Source organism: Betaproteobacteria bacterium, from assembly GCA_016194905.1.
Lineage (GTDB): Bacteria > Pseudomonadota > Gammaproteobacteria > Burkholderiales > JACQAP01 > JACQAP01.
The window spans coordinates 1-19,707 of the sequence record JACQAP010000023.1 but is presented as its reverse complement, the minus strand read 5'-3'; the positions used below and the strand labels follow the sequence as shown (position 1 = coordinate 19,707).

The 19,707-nt window shown below is 62.6% G+C and carries 18 protein-coding genes; 3 read left to right on the top strand and 15 right to left on the bottom strand.

The window, feature by feature from the left end; genetic code table 11:
• Window positions 1–159 precede the first annotated feature (159 nt).
• Window positions 160–1,296, bottom strand: coding sequence for a hypothetical protein (locus HY067_16665; protein MBI3529587.1), 1,137 nt, complete (start codon window positions 1,294–1,296; stop codon window positions 160–162).
• A complete protein-coding gene (locus tag HY067_16660; protein ID MBI3529586.1) occupies window positions 1,287–2,756 on the bottom strand; it encodes a hypothetical protein in 1,470 nt (489 codons plus the stop codon). The genes HY067_16665 and HY067_16660 overlap by 10 nt, the downstream gene beginning before the upstream one ends.
• Here HY067_16660 and HY067_16655 point away from each other — a divergent pair.
• Window positions 2,744–2,929, top strand: coding sequence for a hypothetical protein (locus tag HY067_16655; GenBank protein ID MBI3529585.1), 186 nt, complete (start codon window positions 2,744–2,746; stop codon window positions 2,927–2,929). The genes HY067_16660 and HY067_16655 overlap by 13 nt on opposite strands.
• Window positions 2,930–3,084: 155 nt before the next feature.
• Here HY067_16655 and HY067_16650 read toward each other — a convergent pair whose 3' ends face one another.
• Window positions 3,085–5,565 carry a hypothetical protein gene (locus tag HY067_16650; protein MBI3529584.1) on the bottom strand — a complete coding sequence of 827 codons (2,481 nt, stop codon included), beginning with the start codon at window positions 5,563–5,565 and terminating at the stop codon, window positions 3,085–3,087.
• A gap of 357 nt (window positions 5,566–5,922) precedes the next feature.
• Here HY067_16650 and HY067_16645 point away from each other — a divergent pair, with 357 nt between their 5' ends.
• The gene (locus HY067_16645; GenBank protein ID MBI3529583.1) at window positions 5,923–7,179 is read left to right on the top strand and encodes a hypothetical protein; all 1,257 of its coding nucleotides are present in this window, start codon (window positions 5,923–5,925) and stop codon (window positions 7,177–7,179) included.
• A 119-nt stretch (window positions 7,180–7,298) separates the two neighbouring features.
• On the opposite strand, the gene HY067_16640 is transcribed toward HY067_16645, so the two are convergent.
• The 11 genes from HY067_16640 to HY067_16590 all read right to left on the bottom strand — a co-directional run bounded on the left by HY067_16640 (window position 7,299) and on the right by HY067_16590 (window position 18,115).
• A complete protein-coding gene (locus tag HY067_16640) occupies window positions 7,299–8,063 on the bottom strand; it encodes a polysaccharide deacetylase family protein (protein MBI3529582.1) in 765 nt (254 codons plus the stop codon).
• Window positions 8,060–9,100: a Gfo/Idh/MocA family oxidoreductase gene (locus HY067_16635; GenBank protein ID MBI3529581.1), complete on the bottom strand. Its 1,041-nt coding sequence runs from the start codon at window positions 9,098–9,100 to the stop codon at window positions 8,060–8,062. The genes HY067_16640 and HY067_16635 overlap by 4 nt, the downstream gene beginning before the upstream one ends.
• 13 nt (window positions 9,101–9,113) lie before the next feature.
• Window positions 9,114–10,346, bottom strand: coding sequence for a glycosyltransferase family 4 protein (locus HY067_16630; protein ID MBI3529580.1), 1,233 nt, complete (start codon window positions 10,344–10,346; stop codon window positions 9,114–9,116).
• Window positions 10,343–11,521, bottom strand: coding sequence for a glycosyltransferase family 4 protein (locus HY067_16625; protein MBI3529579.1), 1,179 nt, complete (start codon window positions 11,519–11,521; stop codon window positions 10,343–10,345). Before HY067_16625 ends, HY067_16630 begins: the two co-directional genes overlap by 4 nt.
• Window positions 11,521–12,366, bottom strand: coding sequence for a hypothetical protein (locus HY067_16620; protein ID MBI3529578.1), 846 nt, complete (start codon window positions 12,364–12,366; stop codon window positions 11,521–11,523). Before HY067_16620 ends, HY067_16625 begins: the two co-directional genes overlap by 1 nt.
• A 29-nt stretch (window positions 12,367–12,395) precedes the next feature.
• Window positions 12,396–13,304, bottom strand: coding sequence for a glycosyltransferase (locus tag HY067_16615; GenBank protein ID MBI3529577.1), 909 nt, complete (start codon window positions 13,302–13,304; stop codon window positions 12,396–12,398).
• The gene (locus tag HY067_16610; GenBank protein MBI3529576.1) at window positions 13,301–14,197 is read right to left on the bottom strand and encodes a glycosyltransferase; all 897 of its coding nucleotides are present in this window, start codon (window positions 14,195–14,197) and stop codon (window positions 13,301–13,303) included. Before HY067_16610 ends, HY067_16615 begins: the two co-directional genes overlap by 4 nt.
• Before the next feature lie 121 nt (window positions 14,198–14,318).
• Window positions 14,319–15,458 carry a Gfo/Idh/MocA family oxidoreductase gene (locus HY067_16605; GenBank protein MBI3529575.1) on the bottom strand — a complete coding sequence of 380 codons (1,140 nt, stop codon included), beginning with the start codon at window positions 15,456–15,458 and terminating at the stop codon, window positions 14,319–14,321.
• A gap of 33 nt (window positions 15,459–15,491) precedes the next feature.
• Window positions 15,492–17,003, bottom strand: coding sequence for an FAD-dependent oxidoreductase (locus tag HY067_16600; GenBank protein ID MBI3529574.1), 1,512 nt, complete (start codon window positions 17,001–17,003; stop codon window positions 15,492–15,494).
• Entirely contained in the window at window positions 17,000–17,635 is a 636-nt protein-coding gene (locus tag HY067_16595; GenBank protein MBI3529573.1) for a hypothetical protein, read from the bottom strand. Before HY067_16595 ends, HY067_16600 begins: the two co-directional genes overlap by 4 nt.
• Before the next feature lie 60 nt (window positions 17,636–17,695).
• On the bottom strand, window positions 17,696–18,115 hold the full coding sequence (locus HY067_16590; protein ID MBI3529572.1) for a hypothetical protein: 420 nt from the start codon (window positions 18,113–18,115) through the stop codon (window positions 17,696–17,698).
• Window positions 18,116–18,401: 286 nt separating this feature from the next.
• On the opposite strand from HY067_16590, the gene HY067_16585 reads away from it, so the two are divergent.
• Entirely contained in the window at window positions 18,402–19,367 is a 966-nt protein-coding gene (locus tag HY067_16585) for an SDR family oxidoreductase (protein ID MBI3529571.1), read from the top strand.
• 199 nt (window positions 19,368–19,566) lie between these two features.
• Here HY067_16585 and HY067_16580 read toward each other — a convergent pair.
• Window positions 19,567–19,707, bottom strand: a 141-nt coding sequence (locus HY067_16580; protein ID MBI3529570.1) for an ATPase, incomplete at its 5' end; no start/stop codon positions are given.

Sequence of the window (19,707 nt, the reverse complement as noted above, 5' to 3'; positions counted from 1 at the left end):
CACCCCTCGCACCGCGGTTCTCTGGCGCACAAATCCGTGATGCTCATGGCGGCGGAGTAAGCACCGGTTCTCCGGCGCTGGCCAGAGTGCGAGCGGGAGCCGCGGAGGCGCCCTTTGAAGATTTCCAGGCGAACGGAGAGGGTGGATAGCACGGCGCTGCTACGTCTCCACGCCGGCGTCGTCGCGAACGAACCGGCGGAAGTGCTCAAGGAAGCCCTGCGGGCGAAAGAGATCGTAGGCGGGAGACTCGAGGAAGCTTCGCCCTGCATCGCGATAGCGGGCGATCTGCACCGGCGTCAAGTCGTGGAGAAACCGGCGCAAATCAGCGAAGCCCTCGAACTGCCGCATATCGATAAAGCTCTCCGCGGGAATCCGGTCGGTCACCTCGGGCGCTCCCCAATATACTGGCACGCAGCCGGCCGCGAAGCAGTCGAAAATCTTCTCGGTGATCCACCCGGGCAAAATCATATTCTCGAAGCAGATCGCAAAGTTATAACGACTGAGCGTCTCTGCCTTGGATGTGACCGTGCCTTGGGAAGCTGCCGCGACCGCCGCGTACACCGGATTGGGCCAGCGGCGCTGTTTCGCCTCCCAGAGCGCATCGTAGATCCGACGGAATGTCCAAGGCACCCAGCTCTTGCCGACCCGCATCGGGGCGCGATCCCATGCCTTACCGTACAGGTCGATCTCGCCGAAGCGGTGAAAGTATTCCACCGCCTTGAGGCGCGCCGTGTAGAGCTCCGCGCGGTAAAGCCTCGGAAGCTTGTTGGCGTTGATCATCGTGAGAAATCCGCGGTCGGTCCGCGCCCACGCGGTTTCGTGTACCCCGTCGAGGCACTGGGGCCAGACGAATCGTTCGACACGAATCGATGTTCCGGTGAACGGTGCCAGCGAGGCCGCGTCGCTAAAGCACATGATTCGTCGCACGTAGCGCTGCATCGCCGGCAACGCCGCGTACATCGACGGCTCGACGATCGGGCACTCGAAGGCGAAGAACGCGCTAAGCGTCACATCGGGCCTGCGCGCAAGGCTCGCGTAGTCCGCCACGCGCCCTACCGACACGTAGATCTTCTGTACGTCGTCCGGTTCCGCGGGTATCAGATCCGCGGTATGAACGGGAATCCCCTGCCGGGTAAAGTGCTCCCGCACAAGCAGGAACGGGGCGAGGATATTGTCGCCGCCGAGGGGGTTAGTCGATGGATCGAACAGCCGATCCCGCAAAAAATGATGTGAAGGTGGATCGATGTAGAGCGCAATCCGCGCCGCGCTCTTCAACTGACCGGTTGTCACGTCCATCTGGCCCTCAAACCTTCCAGAGTCTCCCGGATCCACCGGCGCTCATGGCCGGTGAGAAGACATGCGAAGCCACTGACGACGAGAAAATATATACCCGCCTTGAACAGCAGTGACTCCCAAGCCGGTCCCTGGAACAGCGCACCCATCAGACCTGCGGCCACCAGGCCGAGCAGAAGCCAGCCGGAACGCGCGGCTACGCGACCTGGCATCCGAAGCCCGAACGAACGATGCAGGAATATCATGGTCGCGATGTACAAGAATACCGGGGCCACAAGCACGGCCAGTCCGGCACCGAGAATGCCGAGTGGCCCCACCAACAGATAAGCCATGCCCACGACAAGCAGTTGGGCGACCAGATTAGTCGCTACATGAAATGGCATGTGGTTCAGCGCGATCACCAGCGATTGGTAGGTCCCGCTGAGAAGGCCCAAGATTTCCGTGAGTACGAACACCATTGCGAACATCGCGCCAGGCGAGAATGCCGAGGAGTACAGAATGTAAATTGCAATGTCGGGAAAAAGCAGGAGCGGCGGTACCGCCAAGCCCGCGAGCAGACAGAACGTCATTTGGAAATGGTTGGCCCACTCCATTCGTTCTCCGGGGCTCCCCCCTCGGTTGACATTCGGAGTCAGGAACACGGCATGGGCGGAACCCAGCACCGCTCGCACCGCGAGACTAATGCCGATTGCCGCCTGCATCCATCCGGCGGTCTCGGCGCCATGGTCACTCAGCAGCCGATAGTGGACGAAAAGCGCGGCGTAAGGCGCGAGAAAGGTCAGGATCAGGAGCGCGCCCGAGAAACGCCATATCGGGCCGGGAAGCCCGACAACGAATCGCTGCAGCAGTGTGCCGCGAGGCTCCGGTGCTTCGGTGCCCTTGGTCGCCAGTCGGGTGACGCCCACGACCAGAATCGTTCCCAACACCGCGTAGGCCGCGTAATAGCCGGCCAACCCGCCCCACCAGATTCCCACAATCCCGACCGCGAGGACGACCGCATGCAGGAGTCCTACGAGCATGGAGCGGTTCTGCTGCATTCGACCGGCGATCGCGTTTTGAAGGAAAGGGATCAGCCCGATCACCGGCAGACCGAAGATGGCGACAGTGAGGGCATCGCGGTACGGGAGGAGCGCCTCCCCCCAAGTGGCGGGCCGGAACACGGTAACCAGGAGCGCGCCGACGGTGGCCGCGAGGATCAACGCGAGCAACAGGTTTCGCATCCGTGTGAACAGGGCGCGAAACTCCGTCGGGCCGGCGGTCCAACGCTCGGGGAGGAATCGAACGGCGGCAAAGGGAAGCGATAGAGAGACGGTCTGGGCGATCACGGCGAGCAACTTGTCGATCACCGCCATCACGCCCACAAACTCGGGCCCGAGCACGACCGCGAAAGTTTTCGTCCGCACCAGGAGCACGAGCATCGTGATCACCTGAACGGCACCGATCGTCAGAAATGCCCGGAGCATCATCGGAGCACACGCGTCAGACGCAACGCGTACCGGCGATCAACGAAGACGGCGGCCACAAAGCCGCGAATCTGGCAGTCCTCCAGGCTATCGTCGAAAATCATCGCGAACACAAAGTGAGCGATGAGGTCACGCCCATGTCGCAAGCCGCCTATCGAGAATCGCGATACTGAGGATCATGGCTGCGTGGCCGCTGGCAACGGTTTCATGGGCTGTTCGCAATCTGGGGGCGAGACGTGGGTCGATGAACTCGTCAAGGATACCAAAAGGTAAGTATTGCGCGCATGGTTCAGTGAACCGCTGAGGAAATTGACTACGCCGGATTCGGTTATACCTCCTCCCGTCGGCTAATGGGCGGTGTCTGCGCTCCGCGCGATCGGGTAAGCGCGAGATAGGCGAAGAACGCGACCAGGTAGAAGCCGATCGCGAGGAAGAGCGTCGCGTCGAAGCCGAGGCGCATCGACGCGACAATCGCGACGAGCGAGCCGACCACGGTCATGAAGCCGTTCATGCCCCACGCCCAGGGGATCAGGTCCGGCGAACGGGAACGGAGCGCTTCGATGCCGAGCGGGAACGGCATGCCGAGAGCCATCCCGAGCGGCACCAGACACGCGCCCGTGAGGAGGATCCGCTTCACCTGCCCTAGACTGAGGGCCGCTCGGGCGATGTACGGAAACCCGAGCACGAACGCCACCGCGACAACCGCGAAGACAGGAATGATCAGGATCGCCGCTCGCCCGACCGAGCGGGACAGTCGCTCGGACGCCCGGCTGCCGGCACCCGCGGCGACCAGAAGCGTGAAGAGCACCGTCGCCATCGACCTGATCGGGTGGCCGACAATCAGCACGCACTTGAACAAAAGCACCAGCTCGACGATGACGAAGCCCAGGCCGAGACAAGAGAAATACAGGAGCGCGGGCAGCCTCTCTGCTTGGCGCAGCCCCCTTTGCCGTACCCACACGAGCGGAACGAAGACGAAGAACATGGATGAGACAAGAGACAATCCGCCGAGCGCGTACAGGTGCGCCTTCTCCAGCGGCAGCCAACCTCGCAGGCTGGCGTTCAGGAACTGCGCCGTCATTTCCGGGACGTAGCCCTGTTCGTCGGGCACGAGCTTCTGAACGACCTGTCGCAGATCTCGAAAGAACGGCTTGTTGTCGGTCGGCGGCGCGATGCGGTACGGGAGCCGCGCCTCGAGCGCCGGTGGGACAGGCACGTCGAAGAACTCGCCCGGGATGTTCCGCTCTTCCGGCTGGCCGGGTGCGAAGAGGAGCTGGTAATTCCAACGCGGCTCGGCAGCGAAATCGGGACTCAGAAACGTGCGAATCTCGGCGATCTCGCCGGCCGTCCAGGGTGACCGCTTGACCAGGAACGTCGTCATCGAGACATAACCCGACGTGATCACCAGATGCTGCTTGAAATCATCGCCAGGAAACAGGCGCGCCCAGGCGGCCGCGGCGGTCGTCAGCATCCGCGGATACACGAAATAGTTGATCTGGAGGATGCCATCGTCCGTGAGGTGCGAGAAGTATTCCTCGTAAGCCTCCACCGTCTGAAGGTAGACGGGATTCACTCCTCTCGCGCCGTTCGCGATCGACGCGGTCGTGTGATTGCTGTGCATCTGGATGATGTCGTACCGCTCGTCCGTGTGGCGAAGGAAGCTGCGTCCCTCCTCGCACACGGTCCTCACTCGAGGATCGTCGAAGATCCGCCCGATGAAGTTGGCGTAGGGGCCACGCGCCGCCTCGATGACGGCACACACCATCTCTACAGCATCCACATGCCGGCTCCCCCACGTCAGCGCCGCAAGCGTCTCCTGGCCGCCGGCGCTCCCGATCACAAGCGTGCGCGGCGAGCGATCGCGCTCGAGCCAGTGCGCCAGCGCGACGTACCGGCCTGAGTTGTACCGCGGCTGTTGGCCGACGATATCGAAGTAATGCCGGCGCGCGTTTTCGAAATCGCCATCAAACTGAAAGAAGCTGGAGCTCTGCGCGCCGCCGTCGTACGCGACGCGCTTGCGAAAACCAGAGCCCTCATCAATGACGTCGATTTTGGAGACGGGATCCCACCGAGACCACTCCGCGTGCTCCCGTGAGCCGAGCAGCGCGCCCCGCTTCAGTGCGAAGGCCTGGAACTCGACGTCGCCTGCAAGCACCGCAACCACGAGAAACACCACCATGGCCGCAAACGCGACACGGTCGCGTCCCCGGAACCCGCGGCCGCCGAAGAGCCATGCGCTGAGTGTGGCGAGCGCGGCGACGACGATCATCGTGCGCCCGGCGCCGATGAGCGTCGGCAGGAAGAAGATGCTGACGCAGCCGACACCCGCCCCCGTGAGGTCCCAGAAATACAGGCGGTGGACACGGGAGGCGTACCGAGTGAGCACAATCGAGATCACCAGACCGGAGGCAAGAAATGGCGCGAGGACACCGGCGTACAGGATCAACAGCAGCGGCAACTGCCCCCAGGGTTCTTCAACGAGCCTCTTGAGATCGAAAGGAAGTAACGTCAGCAGCGGGATGAGCGCGAGGACGCACGCGGCGAACGCCAGCGAGGCGCGCGCGGCGAGCCGCTCGGTCGCAACGGCTGCCATCGGCCAGAGCATCAGGATGATGCCACCCAAACCGAAACCGAAGATCGCACTCGACACAACGAGGTACGACAGATTCGACTGCAGGATCACGTCGAAAATGCGCGTGAGGACGAGCTCGAGGAGCAACGTCGCGGCCGACACGATCGCCAGGCCCGGATACAGCATTGCGGACGAGCCGCGCGCTTGGCCGTGCTGCAGGTTATCTTTCGCATCCATGCACTCGGGAGGCTAGCACAAAAGCGTCTCCCGGCAGGCCCTATGATTGATGGCTACTCGCGCGTGAGACACTCCTTGCCCGCCCTACGCCTCCCGCGTCAGAGTGCCTCAGGAGGGGGAAGCGGCGATTGGTTGTCATATACTTATCGCAAGCCGGGGGAGCTGTATGGCGGCTCACCGATCTTCGGTTGGGGTCTGAAGGATGAAGAACGTTTTTTGGATCTAATCGAAACCGAGAAGAGCGGGACGGACGCTTGACGCTGGTTCCGGTCCCGAAGGGGCATGATCGGGATGTCTTAAACCTAACGACCAAAATCGGCATGAGATCATGAACGAGAAGCGTGCGGAAGTTTTGATATGAGCTGGAACATCGTTCGAATGCACTATGGCCTTTCCGCCCCATACGACTTCCGGGTCGCCGTCCCATTTCTCCTCGGATGCCTGGGCGCGGCTGCATCGATGCTCACCGCGGTGGCGTATTTTTCGATCGACGAGCTCGGATTCGGATCGCAGCGCTTCTGGTTTCTCGCTTGCGTCGGACTGGCATTTCTGGTGGCATCATTGGCGAGCCGCAGGAGCGCCCTGTCATGGTTGTGCATCGCGCTGGCTTCGCTTGAGCTGGGCCTGGGCATCGGCAGCGACCTGCTAGCGCGCGCCGGGCTGGGCAGATCCTTGATGCCGCCCGACGTGCATCTCGGCAAGGAGGTGAGATTCATGTACCACCCCCTGCTGCAAATCGTTCCGGTCCCCAACTTTACCAGCTCAAAGGGCAGGCTTGTCCGCCACAACTCCCTGGGCCTGAGAGGCGCCGAACCAACGCCATTGCAACAGGGCAGGACAACATTGATCAACGTCTACGGCGGCTCGACAACCTACGATACCCGCGTGCCCAACGGCAAGACCTGGCCGGAACAGTTGGAGCGGGAACTCGGAGACGGCTACCTGGTCCTGAATTTCGGTGTACCCGGCTACAGCACGGTCGAGCATGTGATTCAGACGGCTTTCTACTCGAACAAACTGGGGCGATCGCCCGCGTGCGCGGTCTACTACGTCGGCTGGAACGACATCAGGAGCGCGCACTTGCCCGACCTGGACAATGCTTATGCGAACTATCATCTGCCCGACCAGCGGCGCAATTTCCTACAGCGCCAGGGGTCGGAATTCAGCCCCCTCCTGAGTGTTCTGATTCCGTACCTGAAATCGGTGGTGGATACGGTCCCGCCCCCGCCCCGTTATGCCCTGACTCCAAAATCGGGGACCGACCCGCGCCTGGAGGCCATTTTCCTCGCGAATATCTCAAGCATCGTCGCCCTCAACAAAGGACGCGGAACGAAATCGATCTTCATCGGCCAGATCCTGAACCGGGAAAAACTCAAATCGGATCGCGTGTACGGCTGGCTGCCCCTGGTGCGGGACAAGGACGTGTGGCCGCTGCAGGCGCATTTCAACTCGCTTCTGCAAGCACTCGCGCTAAGCATCGATGCCGTGTATATCGACGCCGATGTGGACAGCTTTTCCGACGCAGACTTCGCTGATAACGGCCATTTCTCGGAAGGCGGATCGCTCAAGTTCGCCAAGTCCATCGCCGGCCGGATCGCGCAATCGTGCAGATGATCCCGCAAGCTACGGACCCGGGCGGCGGCCGGGGGTGATCGGCGCGCCGCGCTACAACCATTCGAGCTTCTACGCGTCGTAGCTGGTGGCGTCGTTGCGCTTTTCAAACATGGAGGTAATTACGACCGTATCAGGAACGCACGGGCGGCACGGCCGAGCGCGCGCGCTCCGAGGTACATGCCGCCGAGCGGAGTTCCCAAACGCGCGAAACGGCGCGGTTCGCGCAGGTAATAAGCGTCTACGCGTGGCAGTAAATGACGATCATGAGTGGGGCGGGTGGCCGCCATGCGCGTCGTGCATGCGGCACGGTAATGCGCGCGGACGATCGCCACGCTGGCCGGGGAGTGCGCGCCGAAGGGGTAGGCAAACGTGGTGACAGGCGCGGCGGCGCCGTCCTCCAGCGCGCGACGCGATCCGGCGATTTCTTGCTCGAGCTGGTCCGCGCGCGTTCGATCGAGACGCGGATGCGTAAACGTGTGGCTGCCGATCTCGATACCCGCTTGTGCGATCTCGCGTAGCGCCGGCCAATCGAGAAGCGGCATGCGCGGAATCGAAGGCCCCTGCCCTGGCCACTCGTTCGACTTGCCGACGAGCCCCGCAACAACGAAGAGCGTTGCGCCAAAGCCCGCATCCCGCAAGGCTGGCAGCGCGTGCTCCTGGAAGTTAGCGTAAGCATCGTCGAAGGTGAGCACGACCGGGTTTGGCGGGAGCACCGCATTTCCGTTCAGGGCATCGATCAGCCGATCGAACCGGATTCCGTTGAAGCCGTTTCGCGCGAGTAACCGCATGTGTTCGCGAAAGTCCGCAGGGGCAACCGAAAGCACCGAACCACTCCGATCGATCGAGTGGTAAGTGAGGATGGGAATCCGCGATGGTGGATTCATGACGTCGCCTCGAACTGGGTGCAGAGCGCGATACGCACCGCCTCCAAACCATCGCGCCCACTTGCGGGTGCGGACTTGCCCGCGCAGATTGCCTCGCCCCAGTCGCGCTGGTCTCCCACCAGCGTCTCGACGAAGCTCCACTGCCAACCCTTGAGGCGCTCCTTTGCTTGATACACGGGAAACGGGTAGTGCTTTGCTTTCATCTTTTCGCCGGGCGTGCCGCGCCAGAGCGTGAGCCACAGCGGCGGAAAGCCGAAGCGAATCGCGCCCGAGGTGCCGAAGATCTCCATGCGCCAACCATAGCCGCGCCACTCAGTCCACGAACTTTGTACCGACGCGATGCGTCCGGCCGCACTTCGCATCAGCACGAACCCGTTGTCCTCACAGCCGGGCTTTCGCCACGAGTGGTTCGACGAGAGCCCCATGAACGTGTCGACCTCCCCGAGGAACCAGCGCGCGAGATCGATCATGTGGATGCCGTTATCCATCAGCGTTCCGCCGCCCGTCATGGAACGCTCGGTGATCCACGCGGGGCCGAAGTCCTTGCCCCCCTTGTGGCCGTGGAAGGCGCGGATGTGGTCCACCTCGCCGACCGCGCCCTCCGCCACGAGTTGCTTCGCCAACCGCGCCGCAGGAGTCTGGCGGAGTGTGAACCCGGTGGCGAGGCAGACGCCGGCTTTCTCGGCGGCCTCGACCAGCTCCTCGCATTCGCGCACTGTCGAGGCGAGGGGCTTCTCCACGAGGAGGTGCTTCCCGGCACGAAGGCAAGCGAGGCCGAGTTCGCCGTGCGACGACGGCGGCGTCGAGAGGATGACCGCGTCCACCTCCGGATCGAGCGCAAGCGCAACCGGGTCGGTGCCGCTTTTCGCGCCCGCGCCGGCGAGCGCCCGCGCGAGGTCCGCGCGCGCGTCCGCAACCGCCGTGAGCCTGAACATCTCCGGCATCTTCGCGAGCGCCTGTGCGCGCATCTTTCCGATGAAGCCCGCGCCGATGAGGCCGACGCGCAAGGGGCGCTGGGGGGTCCAGGGGGATTGCATAGTGGTCCGGTCCTTATCGTGTAGGGTGACGCGAAGCGGCGCGATCTTCGATGACGCGCCGGATGAGTTCCAGATACTGCTTCAGGTGCGCCTCCTCGGTCCATCGCTCGAGCGCGACGCGGCGTCCGCCGTCGCCGAGTTCCGCGCGCAGCGCAGGCGACGAGATCAGCCGCTGCATCGCCAGGCGGCACTCCGCGAGCGTGTCGAACAGCAGTCCGCCGCCGCTTTCCTCGATGACTTCCGTGATCGCGCCGATGCGGCGCGCGACGACCGGGACGCCGTGCGCGAGCGCCTCCGCCACGGCCAGCGGAAACACCTCGTAGCAAAGCGACGGCACGACGACCGCGAGCGCGCCGCGGTACAGCTCGGCTACGCGTGACGGGTGCACCTGTCCGAGGAATTCGACGTTCGGCAGATCGGACGCGAGGCGGCGCAGCTCGGCCTCGTACGATCCGGTCCCGGCAACGCGCAGACGCGCCTCTGGAAAGCCGTGCAGCATCGGAAACAGTTCCTGGAGCCCCTTCAGCTTCTCGAGGCGCCCGACAAACAGGAAGCTCAGGTCGCGCCCGTCGGCGCGTTGCGGCTTCTCGCGCGGCACCGGCACGAAGCTCGGTAACACCTCCATCGCCGCCACGACGCCGTCGTCGCTGTGCCGTTGCATGGCGAACCGGCTCGGCATGAGAAGGCGGTCGAGCCGGGCGACGCAGCGGTTGACACGCGCCATCGACCGCCAAAGCTGCGGCGGGCGGCGGGCGCGGAGCGTGCAGCGCAGGCATTCCTTCTCGCGGCACGCCTCCCGATCGAACTTGAACAGAACGTGGGTGGGGCAGACGAGCCAGTATTCGTGCGCGGTGTAGAGCTTGACGCCGTCGCCGTAGCACAGCACCTCCGGGCCGCCGACGAGCGAGACGTTGTGAAAATGGATCACGTCGTACCGCCCTGGGGCCAGGATCTCGCGCAGGCGGCGGCGGTACGGCCCGGGGCTCCCGAGCTGGTGGGAGGCAAGCGTCGAAAGGAAGGGCAAGGGCGTGCACAGCGGTAGCCGGCACACCCCCGGCGTCTCGGCGAAGCCCTCGTGGGGGGTGGCGCTTGCAAGCCGGTAGGCGTCAACCGAATGCACAACGTCGACCGCGTGACCCCGCGCCGCAAGGGCACGCGCAAGCCGATGCACGAACACCCCGTCGCCACCGAAGTGGTACGGCGGGTAGAACGTCGTCACCAGGCAGAACCGCAGTGCAGCGCTCATCGTTTCGCGGCCGCCTCCTCGAGTACGTGCAGCATGGTGTCGGCGCCTTCGTCCCACGAGTACGCCTTGGCGCGGGCAAGCCCACGCAGGCGGAGGTCCGCGCGAAGCGCGGGCTCGCGCAGCAGTCTACCGATGCAGTCCGCGATCGCGTCGTCCGAGTCGGGATCGAACAGCAGCCCCGCACCGCCGAGGACCTCCGGGAGCGAGTTGCGATCGCTCGCAGCGACCGGAAGTCCGCACGCCATCGCCTCGACGACGGGAAGCCCAAACCCTTCGCCCTTGGAGGGGAGCACGAGCATCGTCGCGGCGTTATAGAGGACGACGAGGTGCTCGTCCGGGACGAAGCCGGTAAACGTGACACGATCGCCGAGCCCGAGCGCGCGCACCTGCCTGGTCAGCTCGTTGTAGCACCCCAGGAAACTGTCGCCGTGGTAGTCGCCGACGAGTACTAGGTGCCAAGGACCCGGCTCCTGCCGCCGCACGATCGCAGCGGCGCGCAGCAGCGCCTCGAGATTCTTGTGCGGGCTGATGCCGCCGACGTAGAGGACGAGTGGAGCGGCGGGCGGGAGGCCATAGCGCGCATGCACTGGCGCGAGCGCCGGGTCGGCGGGCCGTGGCCGGAAGATCGCGTTCGGACCCTCGCTTACGACGGTGATCGCTGATTCCGCGAGCCCGTACGCCGCCGCGATCTGCCGCCGCGCGTCGTTCGAGACCGTCACCAGCCGGTCGGCGCGATGCAGAGCAAGGCGGGTCTTGAGTCGCCAGAACAATCGTGCGCGCAAGGTCGGGAACAGCAGTTCGGGGTGGTTTCGGCTCGTCGCGTCATGCAGCGTAACGACGGCGGGGGTGCGGCCGAATAACGGGACAAAGGTATATTCCGTCGGGAACAGGAAGGCATCGAAGCGCGCGCCCGAGGCCGCGCGGCTGATCCGCCAGATATCCTGGAGAGTCCGCGAACCGTCTGCCGCGGCCGCCTTCGTCGGCTGTACCGCGGTCTCGACGATGAGCGTCTCGGCGCCTTCGGGAAAGGCGCACTCGCGCGCGGTGTGGCTGTCCACCAGCAGGACGAAGTGGTGCTCCGGGTGCCGGTGCACCATCGTTGAGACGAGTTCGCGCGTAAACCGTCCGTAACCCCGGCGGTTCGCCCAAGTGCACGCCTCGATGCCGATGCGCATCAGCGCTCCCGTCCGCCGACAAAGTATCCTGTCGCCTCGCCCCAGCCCCACGCGCCGAGGACGAGCGCAAGGAACGGGAGGGCGCGGACCAGCGGACCGAGCCGCGCCAGGCGCCGCGATGCGACCCCGCGCACGAGCCGCAGGAAAAGTACCGCTGGCACCAGCGGGGACGCGAGTGCCCAAACCAGCCGCATCGTGCGCGAGCACCGCGAGGCGCGGTAGCGCGCGAAGTGTCGTCCGCCGTCGCGCAGGTGACCCATGGCGTAACCCAGCGACATCGGAAGGAAGCTTTCCACGACCGCGTCCGGGGCGAGGTGGAGCGCGTGCCCCTTCGCGCGGAGCGCATCGTTGATCTCGTTCTCCTGGAATGTGTCCTCCCATACCTCGCGGCAGGAGTGCAGCAGCTCATGGTCGTACGCGATGTTGAGTCCGGAGAGACGCGGCGCGGGCCCCTTGCGCATGGGAGGCATGTAGGAACCATATTCGACGAAGTACAGCGCCCAGTCCATGGCACGCGACTGAAGTCCGTTTTCGACCGGGCCGCCGATGATTCTGTGGCCAGCGCGATGCGCTTCACGGAGCGCGGCGGCCCAACAGGCTTCCGCTGCCGCGTGGTCTTCCAAAAGCGCGACCAGTCGACCACACGCTGCATCCGCGCCTAGCGTCCGCAAGCGGAATACGGTTGCGCCCTTGGGCCCGCGCAAGAACCTTACCCGCGAATAACGCCGCTCCAACTCGCCGCCCGGCCGGTTCGTGGCGACGATCACCTCCGCGCCGTCCCATTGCGGCGCGAGACTGGATAGGCAGCGCGCCAGCGATTCGTCGCTTGACCAGGAGGCCACCACGATCGAGAGGTCCGGCGTTTCGGCCACGGTTACTCCACCCGCGCGAGGCTGTCGCCGGGGCCGGTCAGCGCGCCCATCGCCTCGCCCCACGCGTAGCTGGCCATGAACGCGAGGAGCAGCGGAAGAGCGGCGGCGAAACGGCTCATCTGCCCGCCTTTGCCCGCGAGAATTCGCGCCATGCGCCACAGCAGCAGCGGCGGGAGCAGCACGGTCGCGCCCGCGTAGGCGATCCGTTTCGCCCGTGACGCGCCTTCCAGCCTCATCCCCGCGAACGAGCGCGAATAGTGGTAGCGCTGCGACATGAAGTAGCCGAAAGGGAACACCTTCTTGTGCTCCACCTCGAGCCCCGGGTCGTTCACGAACTTCACGCCCAGTTCCCGCATTCGCGCGTGGAGAACGTGCTCCCACACCTCTTGCCCGAGCTCCGGCCCGAGCCGCCCGAGCATCTCGCGGTCATAGACGGCGCTGCTGCCTGCGATCGCCCCGACCTCGCCCGGGGCGATAGGGGGCATGAAACGCGCGTACTCGACAAAATAGACTGCCCAGTCGGTGAGCCGGTCGACGGCGCCGTTCTTCACCGGCCCGCCCATCGCCTCGCACCCCTCGACCGCAAGTCGCGCGATCGTGTCGAACCAGCGTGGGTTGACGTTGCAGTGGTCCTCGAGAATGGCGATCGTTTTGCCGCGCGCCTGTGCCATGCCCATGGCGCGGAGCTTCGGGATCGACGTGCCCTCCGGCGCGGCGAGCACGCGGATCTCCGGCTGCGGAAAGCGGCGCTTGAGATCCTGCCGCAGAGCCTCGCCGCAGCGGTCGACGACGAGCACCTCGTAGGGGTGTCCGCCCTGCTGACGCACGATGTGCTCGAGGCACTCGCCGAGTGACGGCATTCCGTTAACCGATGCGATGACGACCGATACGAGCGGTTTCTGACCTGTCATGATGCAGCGATCCTTCCCTGGTCGGCGACAGCGGGGATCGGCGAGAGATACCCCCAAGCCTCGCCGAGCGCCCACACCAGCACGAACACGAACAAGACTGGAAGGCAGTAGACGAACGGCGCGAGGTGGCGGCGGCTCCTTGCCACGCGCCCCGCGATTTTCGTCAGGAAGACCACTGGGATGAGCGGCGACAAAAGAAGACGGAGGAGCCGCACACCGGGTGCCTTCTCGCGGACGCGCGACGAGCCGAACTCCCGTCCGTGCAACAACCGTTGGCGGCAGAACGTGATGAACGGGTACGAGGCCCGCTGCGTGACGCGCATCGCGGGCACCCACGCGAGCGTGCGGCCCTCGGCAAGAATGAGCCGGTGATAATCGGGCTCCCAAAAGCCGCGCCCGATCACGGCCCAATGTCTCCGCAGCGCAGCTGCATCGTACGAGGCGTTATCTCCGGGGATGTCCCCCACTGTGCGCTCTCCGAGAAGATGGAATGTGTTGCTGTAGCGGAGGAAATAGGTTCCCCAGTCCTTTGCGCTTCCGCCTTGCGGCGCATCGATGGGTCCGCCGATCCCCGCGGCGTCGAGACGTGCATGCGCGGCGCGCACGACGCGCACCCAGTCGGGCGCTGGCTCGAAGTGCGCCGTCGTGATCGCCACCCGGCGTCCTTTAGCGAGCTCCATACCCCGCGACCAGAGCTCGGGAATGAGCAATGTTTCGGGGCAGGCAAGCCATCGCAGTCGTGGATCGGCCGGCAGAACGGCGGGCGGGTCGACACCCGCGGCGATGATCAACTCGCATGCTTCATCGAGTTGCCGCAGGAATCCCGCCAGGCACTGCGCGAGGCCTGCCTTGTCTTGCCAAACTGCGACAACTATGGAGAGGTCGATGCTCACAACGCACCCGCGATGAGCGCGTGATCAGCGCCGGTTACTTCAAGTCCCAAACCATCAATGATACTTTTCATCCCGAACGGAATTCTACAGTTTCGAAAAGACGCAGACCAGCGCAGGCGTGTCAGACGCGAGGTGCTGCACTGCCGGATTCAAGCAGTACACCGGGTATCGCCTGTTGAATAATATGCTCGCGGACAATCGCCGCGGCCAGCGTGGCCTGCGCTGAAATGGGGTTGTCGTCTGCACCCCTTGCCGCCGCGTAAAAACGGCCTATTAAGGTGCTCAGTCCAGGATAAGCCATCTCGCGGCGCAATGCGCGTCCCGCCAGATTGATTGCGGCGATAGCAAAAGTTTTACCGGCGAACAGGAAAGGCTGCGCGACTTTGTCCATGCGTGAAGGTTTTCCGTGCCGAACAATTGCATATCCATGAAAGAAATTCAGGTGGATGCTGCCACCGCTACACAAAATATCCAGATCGCAGCGCGTGGGACGCGCGTACATGCTGACGTAGAGGCTGACCGCAATTCCGCCCGTACTCCCCTGAACGTGCAACTCGCCATTGCGTCTGCTGTTCGCAGTCCAGCCTTGCGCCTGAAGGGAATTGCCCGGCCACAGTGTCTGAAGAATCGAAAAAGGGTGCGGCAGAATATCCCCGACGATATGGTCCAATGCGGCTCCGGTTCTTACCCCGCCGCCCGCCGAGCAGATCGTGAAATTCGCGTGCAATACATCGCCCAGGCCATTCAGCGCCTTCGCAGCACGCGCGACCCCGCTCTGAAACCCGAATTGATGCACCGGGCAAACATGAACGCCTTTCTCATGCGCCTTTTGCAGCAATACTTGAGTTTGCGCGGCGAAGTGCGTCAACGGTTTTTCGACCAACGCGTGCGCCCCTGCTTCGATCACCTGTAGCGTCAACGGCAAGTGGCTGGGCACGGGGGTGCAAATATGCACGACGTGCGGCCGCACCGCTTCGAGCATGGCGCCTATTTCAGTGAAGACAGCGGCTCGTTCTGTGCCTTGCGCCAGGGACAATGCGGCATCCGGTGCGCAATCGACAATGGCCGCGACTTCCGCGCCGAGGCGTTGCGCGGCATAGGCATGCCAACGCCCCATCAGGCCCGCGCCCACCACGGCTACCCGGATCGAAGAATTATCCGGTACAAGCATCATGCGGCTGGATTCGACAAGTATCGGTGCAGTCAGCTCGGTGTCGAAGGCTTGGATTGGTCGGCTGGAAGACTGGTAAGCATTCGGCATGCCGGCACCACTTCGGATGCGGGCAGGACGAACTCAATCAACAACGAGCCGTTTGCTTCGCGCGGATTTTGGCTGATCTCCGGAGGACGATTCCGCATCCGTAAAATGATCGCGCTGGATCGCATCGCCCTGCTTTATCTCCTGGTATTCCGGTTCCGTATTCACGGCGAGGTGGTCGACGTCATAACCCAGCAGTTTGCGGCCAAGCAGCAGCCCCATCTCAATCGAGTGGTCCGCGTTGTTGTAGCGGAAAGTGCCGCCGCGCCCGACAATGTGCAGCCCCTCGAAATCGTGCAGAAATGCCTTGATAGTGTCGATCTTTCTGGCGTATTCAAGATCGTAGACCGGATAAGCGTGTGTCGTGCGTACCACCGCAGCGTCCTCGAAATCCTCATCGCGGACGAATCTCAGTTTATCCACCAGATCTCTCAGGCACCGCCGCACAATTTGCTCATCGGTCATTTGCCAAACGGAATCGCCCCGCGTGCAAAAACATTCCAGAACCACGGAGGTATGCTCGTCGTCAGGCACCATTGCGGCGCTCCAGTTTTTCGGCTCGTGCAGCCTTCCGAACAACACGTCCTCGTCCTGCACGTACAGCCAAGTATCGGGCGAGACTTGCTTGCGCTTGAAGATAACATTAACGGTAACCAGGTCGCGGAATACCAGGCCGCGCGCCGCATCTGCCACGTCCTTACCGCAAGCCGGGGTCAGCATTTGCACCAGCAGCCCGAGCGGAAGGGTGGACAGAACCGCGTTCGCACGCACGCTACGCTCCGCGCCATCCTGCTGGTAAAACACTTCAATATCATTGGGGCCATGGTAAATGAGCCTGGTCACTCCCGCGCCGAGCAGCACCACATTGCCGTGGCCTTGTATGTCTTCAGCCATGCGTTCCGGAATGCGCACGTAACCATCGCGTGGATACATGAAATTGTCGATCAGGCTGGTTACCTCTTTTTTGTTGCCCAGCAGCGCCTCCCGCACCAGCGTCCAGATCGACAGGCCTTTGCTGCGCTGGGATACCCAATCCGCCGAAAGCTCTTTACAGGGACGCCCCCAGACCTTTTCGCTGTAGTGGCGGAAAAACATGTCATACAGCTTGCTGCCAAACTGCGCGACGTACGCTTCCTTCATGTTGGCCGGCGGCTTGGTGGTGATCGCTTGCACGAGAGCGGCCCACATAAATGCAAGGCCTGCGTGCAGTATCGTGAATGGTCCGGTTTTCTTCAGGATGTCGGAAAAACGGATCGGGTAGAAGAAGTATTTGCCGCCATAGTAGATGCGGCTGACGCGGTCCACCATGACGATCTCGCCGCTCATCAGGCGACGGAACCAGGTGTTAAGATCCTCGTTCTTGGTAAACCAACGATGCCCGCCCAGATCGAACTTGTATCCCTTGTATTTTACGGTACGGCACAAGCCGCCGACATAATTGTTCCGTTCCAACACGGTCACTTTTGCGCCGTTGATGCTCAATTCATGACCCGCAGCCAGCCCGGCCGGCCCAGCCCCTAGTATTACTACATGGCCCGGGTTTTTCATGGTGTCGCACCTTTTTGCCGCAAGGTGACAACGCGGTTATAAACCACGCCCAGCAGCAGACAGAACAGGTAGACGATGACAAAAATCTCCAATGCACCAAGGAGGCTTCCCGAAAAGCTGACCGAGTACCCAGGAAGATAGTGGGACAATAGCTGCGCATGAATGCTTTCATCCGCGGTACCGCGAATGACTAGCCAATTCGTCGTGATCAGCACCCCCAGCGCAGCGATGCCGCCCAGCGCGAGGCCGAGGGAATGGCCATATATCTTCAGGATCACATATTCAAGATCATGCGCGGATTTATCGCCGGCGAAATAATCAGCCACCTGCTTTCGTATGCTGAGCGCGTAGATACGGTAAATCACCGCGCCTGAAACCGCCCCGATCAAGCCGCCCCACAGAAATCCAACCCACGCGCCTCCGGCGCTGACTCTGTAGCCCGGTAGAAATACCCCCAGCAGGTTCAAATAATGGCCGGGGTTGGGCAACCCTCGATATAGCGAAAGATACGTCCCGCACAACAAGGTCAGGGCGCCCATGAGGCCGCACGCGCCTGCAAACAGCAACGTATTCCACTTGACCGTTGCGTGTAGAAGAGTTTCATCTATTTGAGTGGACGCGCTTTCACCCATTTTTCGTGTCTTCAATTTTTCGTGCAACCGTTACGGGACAACCGAATCGGCATTCCCGGTTCAATCGGCCATCAAACGCCACCAGTGGGCGCGGACGACGACCAAGATGATGTAAAGGTAGTGCGTAAGATTCCAAAAGACAGCCCAAATAAATCCGATCAGGGCGCCGATGATCGAGGCGTAAACCGCACCGATCACGCTGCCAGCCCAACTGACGCTATATCCCGGCAGATAGATACCGAGGAGACCCAAATGAGTCCCGATATGCATGCCTGGAGGCGCGCCTTTGATAAGCAGCGTAACTGTCAATAGAAAAAGCCCCATGGCACAGACGGTCCCCATCGCCACCGCCAGCGCCACCACATCCATCCTGGCAAAAGCAGCCATCAGCACAGCCTTATCGGCATTCATCAGTTTCTGCACAGCCATATCCTCAAGAATTGAGACAGAAAGACGCCTTTTGCTCGCAATTTCAATCAAAGAAACGATAGCCTTAGGCCTGAAACAGGCGCTATTTCTTGTGCGCCGCCATTTGACAAAGGAATATTGATCCCATGGTACCTTAACCCATTGTCACTCTACCGATTATGTAATGGCCACACAACGCGTCCAATGGCAGGGCTAAAAACCGACAATATTATGCTGCCGATCGCAAGGGTGAGCCGTCAGAATGGCTGTTCCGTTTTTGGGTTCAGATGGGAGATGAATTGAGGCATACTTTTGCAGATTCGAGACCACTGCGATGGAAATCAGAAGGGACCAGGCGATGCGGAGCGCGATAAACAAGGGCATTCTTGTAACCGGTGGCGCCGGATTCATCGGATCGCATCTTTGCCGGAAGCTTCTCGAGCGGGGGCACGACGTGCTTTGCGTGGATAACTTGTTCACCGGCAGCAAAGACAATATCCGCGACCTGCTGGCACACCCGAACTTCGAGTTCATGCGCCACGACATCACGTTTCCGCTCTTCGTCGAGGTCGACGAAATCTACAATCTCGCCTGCCCGGCTTCGCCGGTGCATTACCAGTTCGATCCAGTCCAGACTACCAAGACCTCGGTGCATGGTGCTATCAACATGCTCGGACTCGCGAAGCGTGTCAAGGCAAGAATTCTGCAGGCCTCCACCAGCGAGGTCTACGGCGACCCGGATGTTCATCCGCAGCCGGAAGGCTACTGGGGACGGGTCAATCCGATCGGTCCGCGGGCTTGCTACGACGAGGGCAAGCGCTGCGCGGAAACACTGTTCTTCGATTATTACCGGCAGTTCAAATTGCCGATCCGCGTCGTCCGGATTTTCAATACGTACGGCCCGAACATGCATCCGAACGACGGCCGGGTTGTATCGAATTTCATCGTTCAGGCACTGCGCGGCGAGGACATCACTGTGTATGGGGATGGCGGCCAGACGCGCAGCTTTCAGTACGTCGATGACCTCGTAAGCGGCTTGCTTCTCATGATGACCAACGACCAGGATTTCGCCGGACCGATCAATCTCGGCAATCCGCGCGAGTTCACGATCCTGGAACTGGCCGAACGCGTGCTGAAGCTCGTTCCGGAAAGCAGAAGTCGCATCGTTTTCAGAGAACTGCCAGCCGACGACCCGAGGCAGAGGAAACCCGACATCACGCTGGCGCGGAAAATACTGGATTGGAATCCGGTGACGGAACTCGAGGAAGGTCTGCACCGCACGATCGCTTACTTCCGTGCGCTGATGACCGACCCGGCACGATGAGCGGGTAGACGTGCTTCGGGCGCCCGGGCCGGCACATGCCCGAACTGCTATAGCGGGAATCGGCCGCTCAGTGTTCTCGCGCAGCGTGACGCAGGTGGGTTGGCGTCCCGCCTGGCCCGGATTACCGGGGCAATCTTCATGAAGTTCGGGCGCGCGCCCACTACGCAGAGCATGGGTGCACCCGCGAACCGGGATGGCATCAACCTCCCCCTCCCCGGTTGATCCGCAGATCCGCGGGCGCGAATTCCTGCTGCAGCTCGTTGATCACTTCGGCCACGTCCTTGCCGGTAAACGCGTGTTTCTCGTCCAGGCGGCCCATTAGCAGCAGGCGGTCGCACAG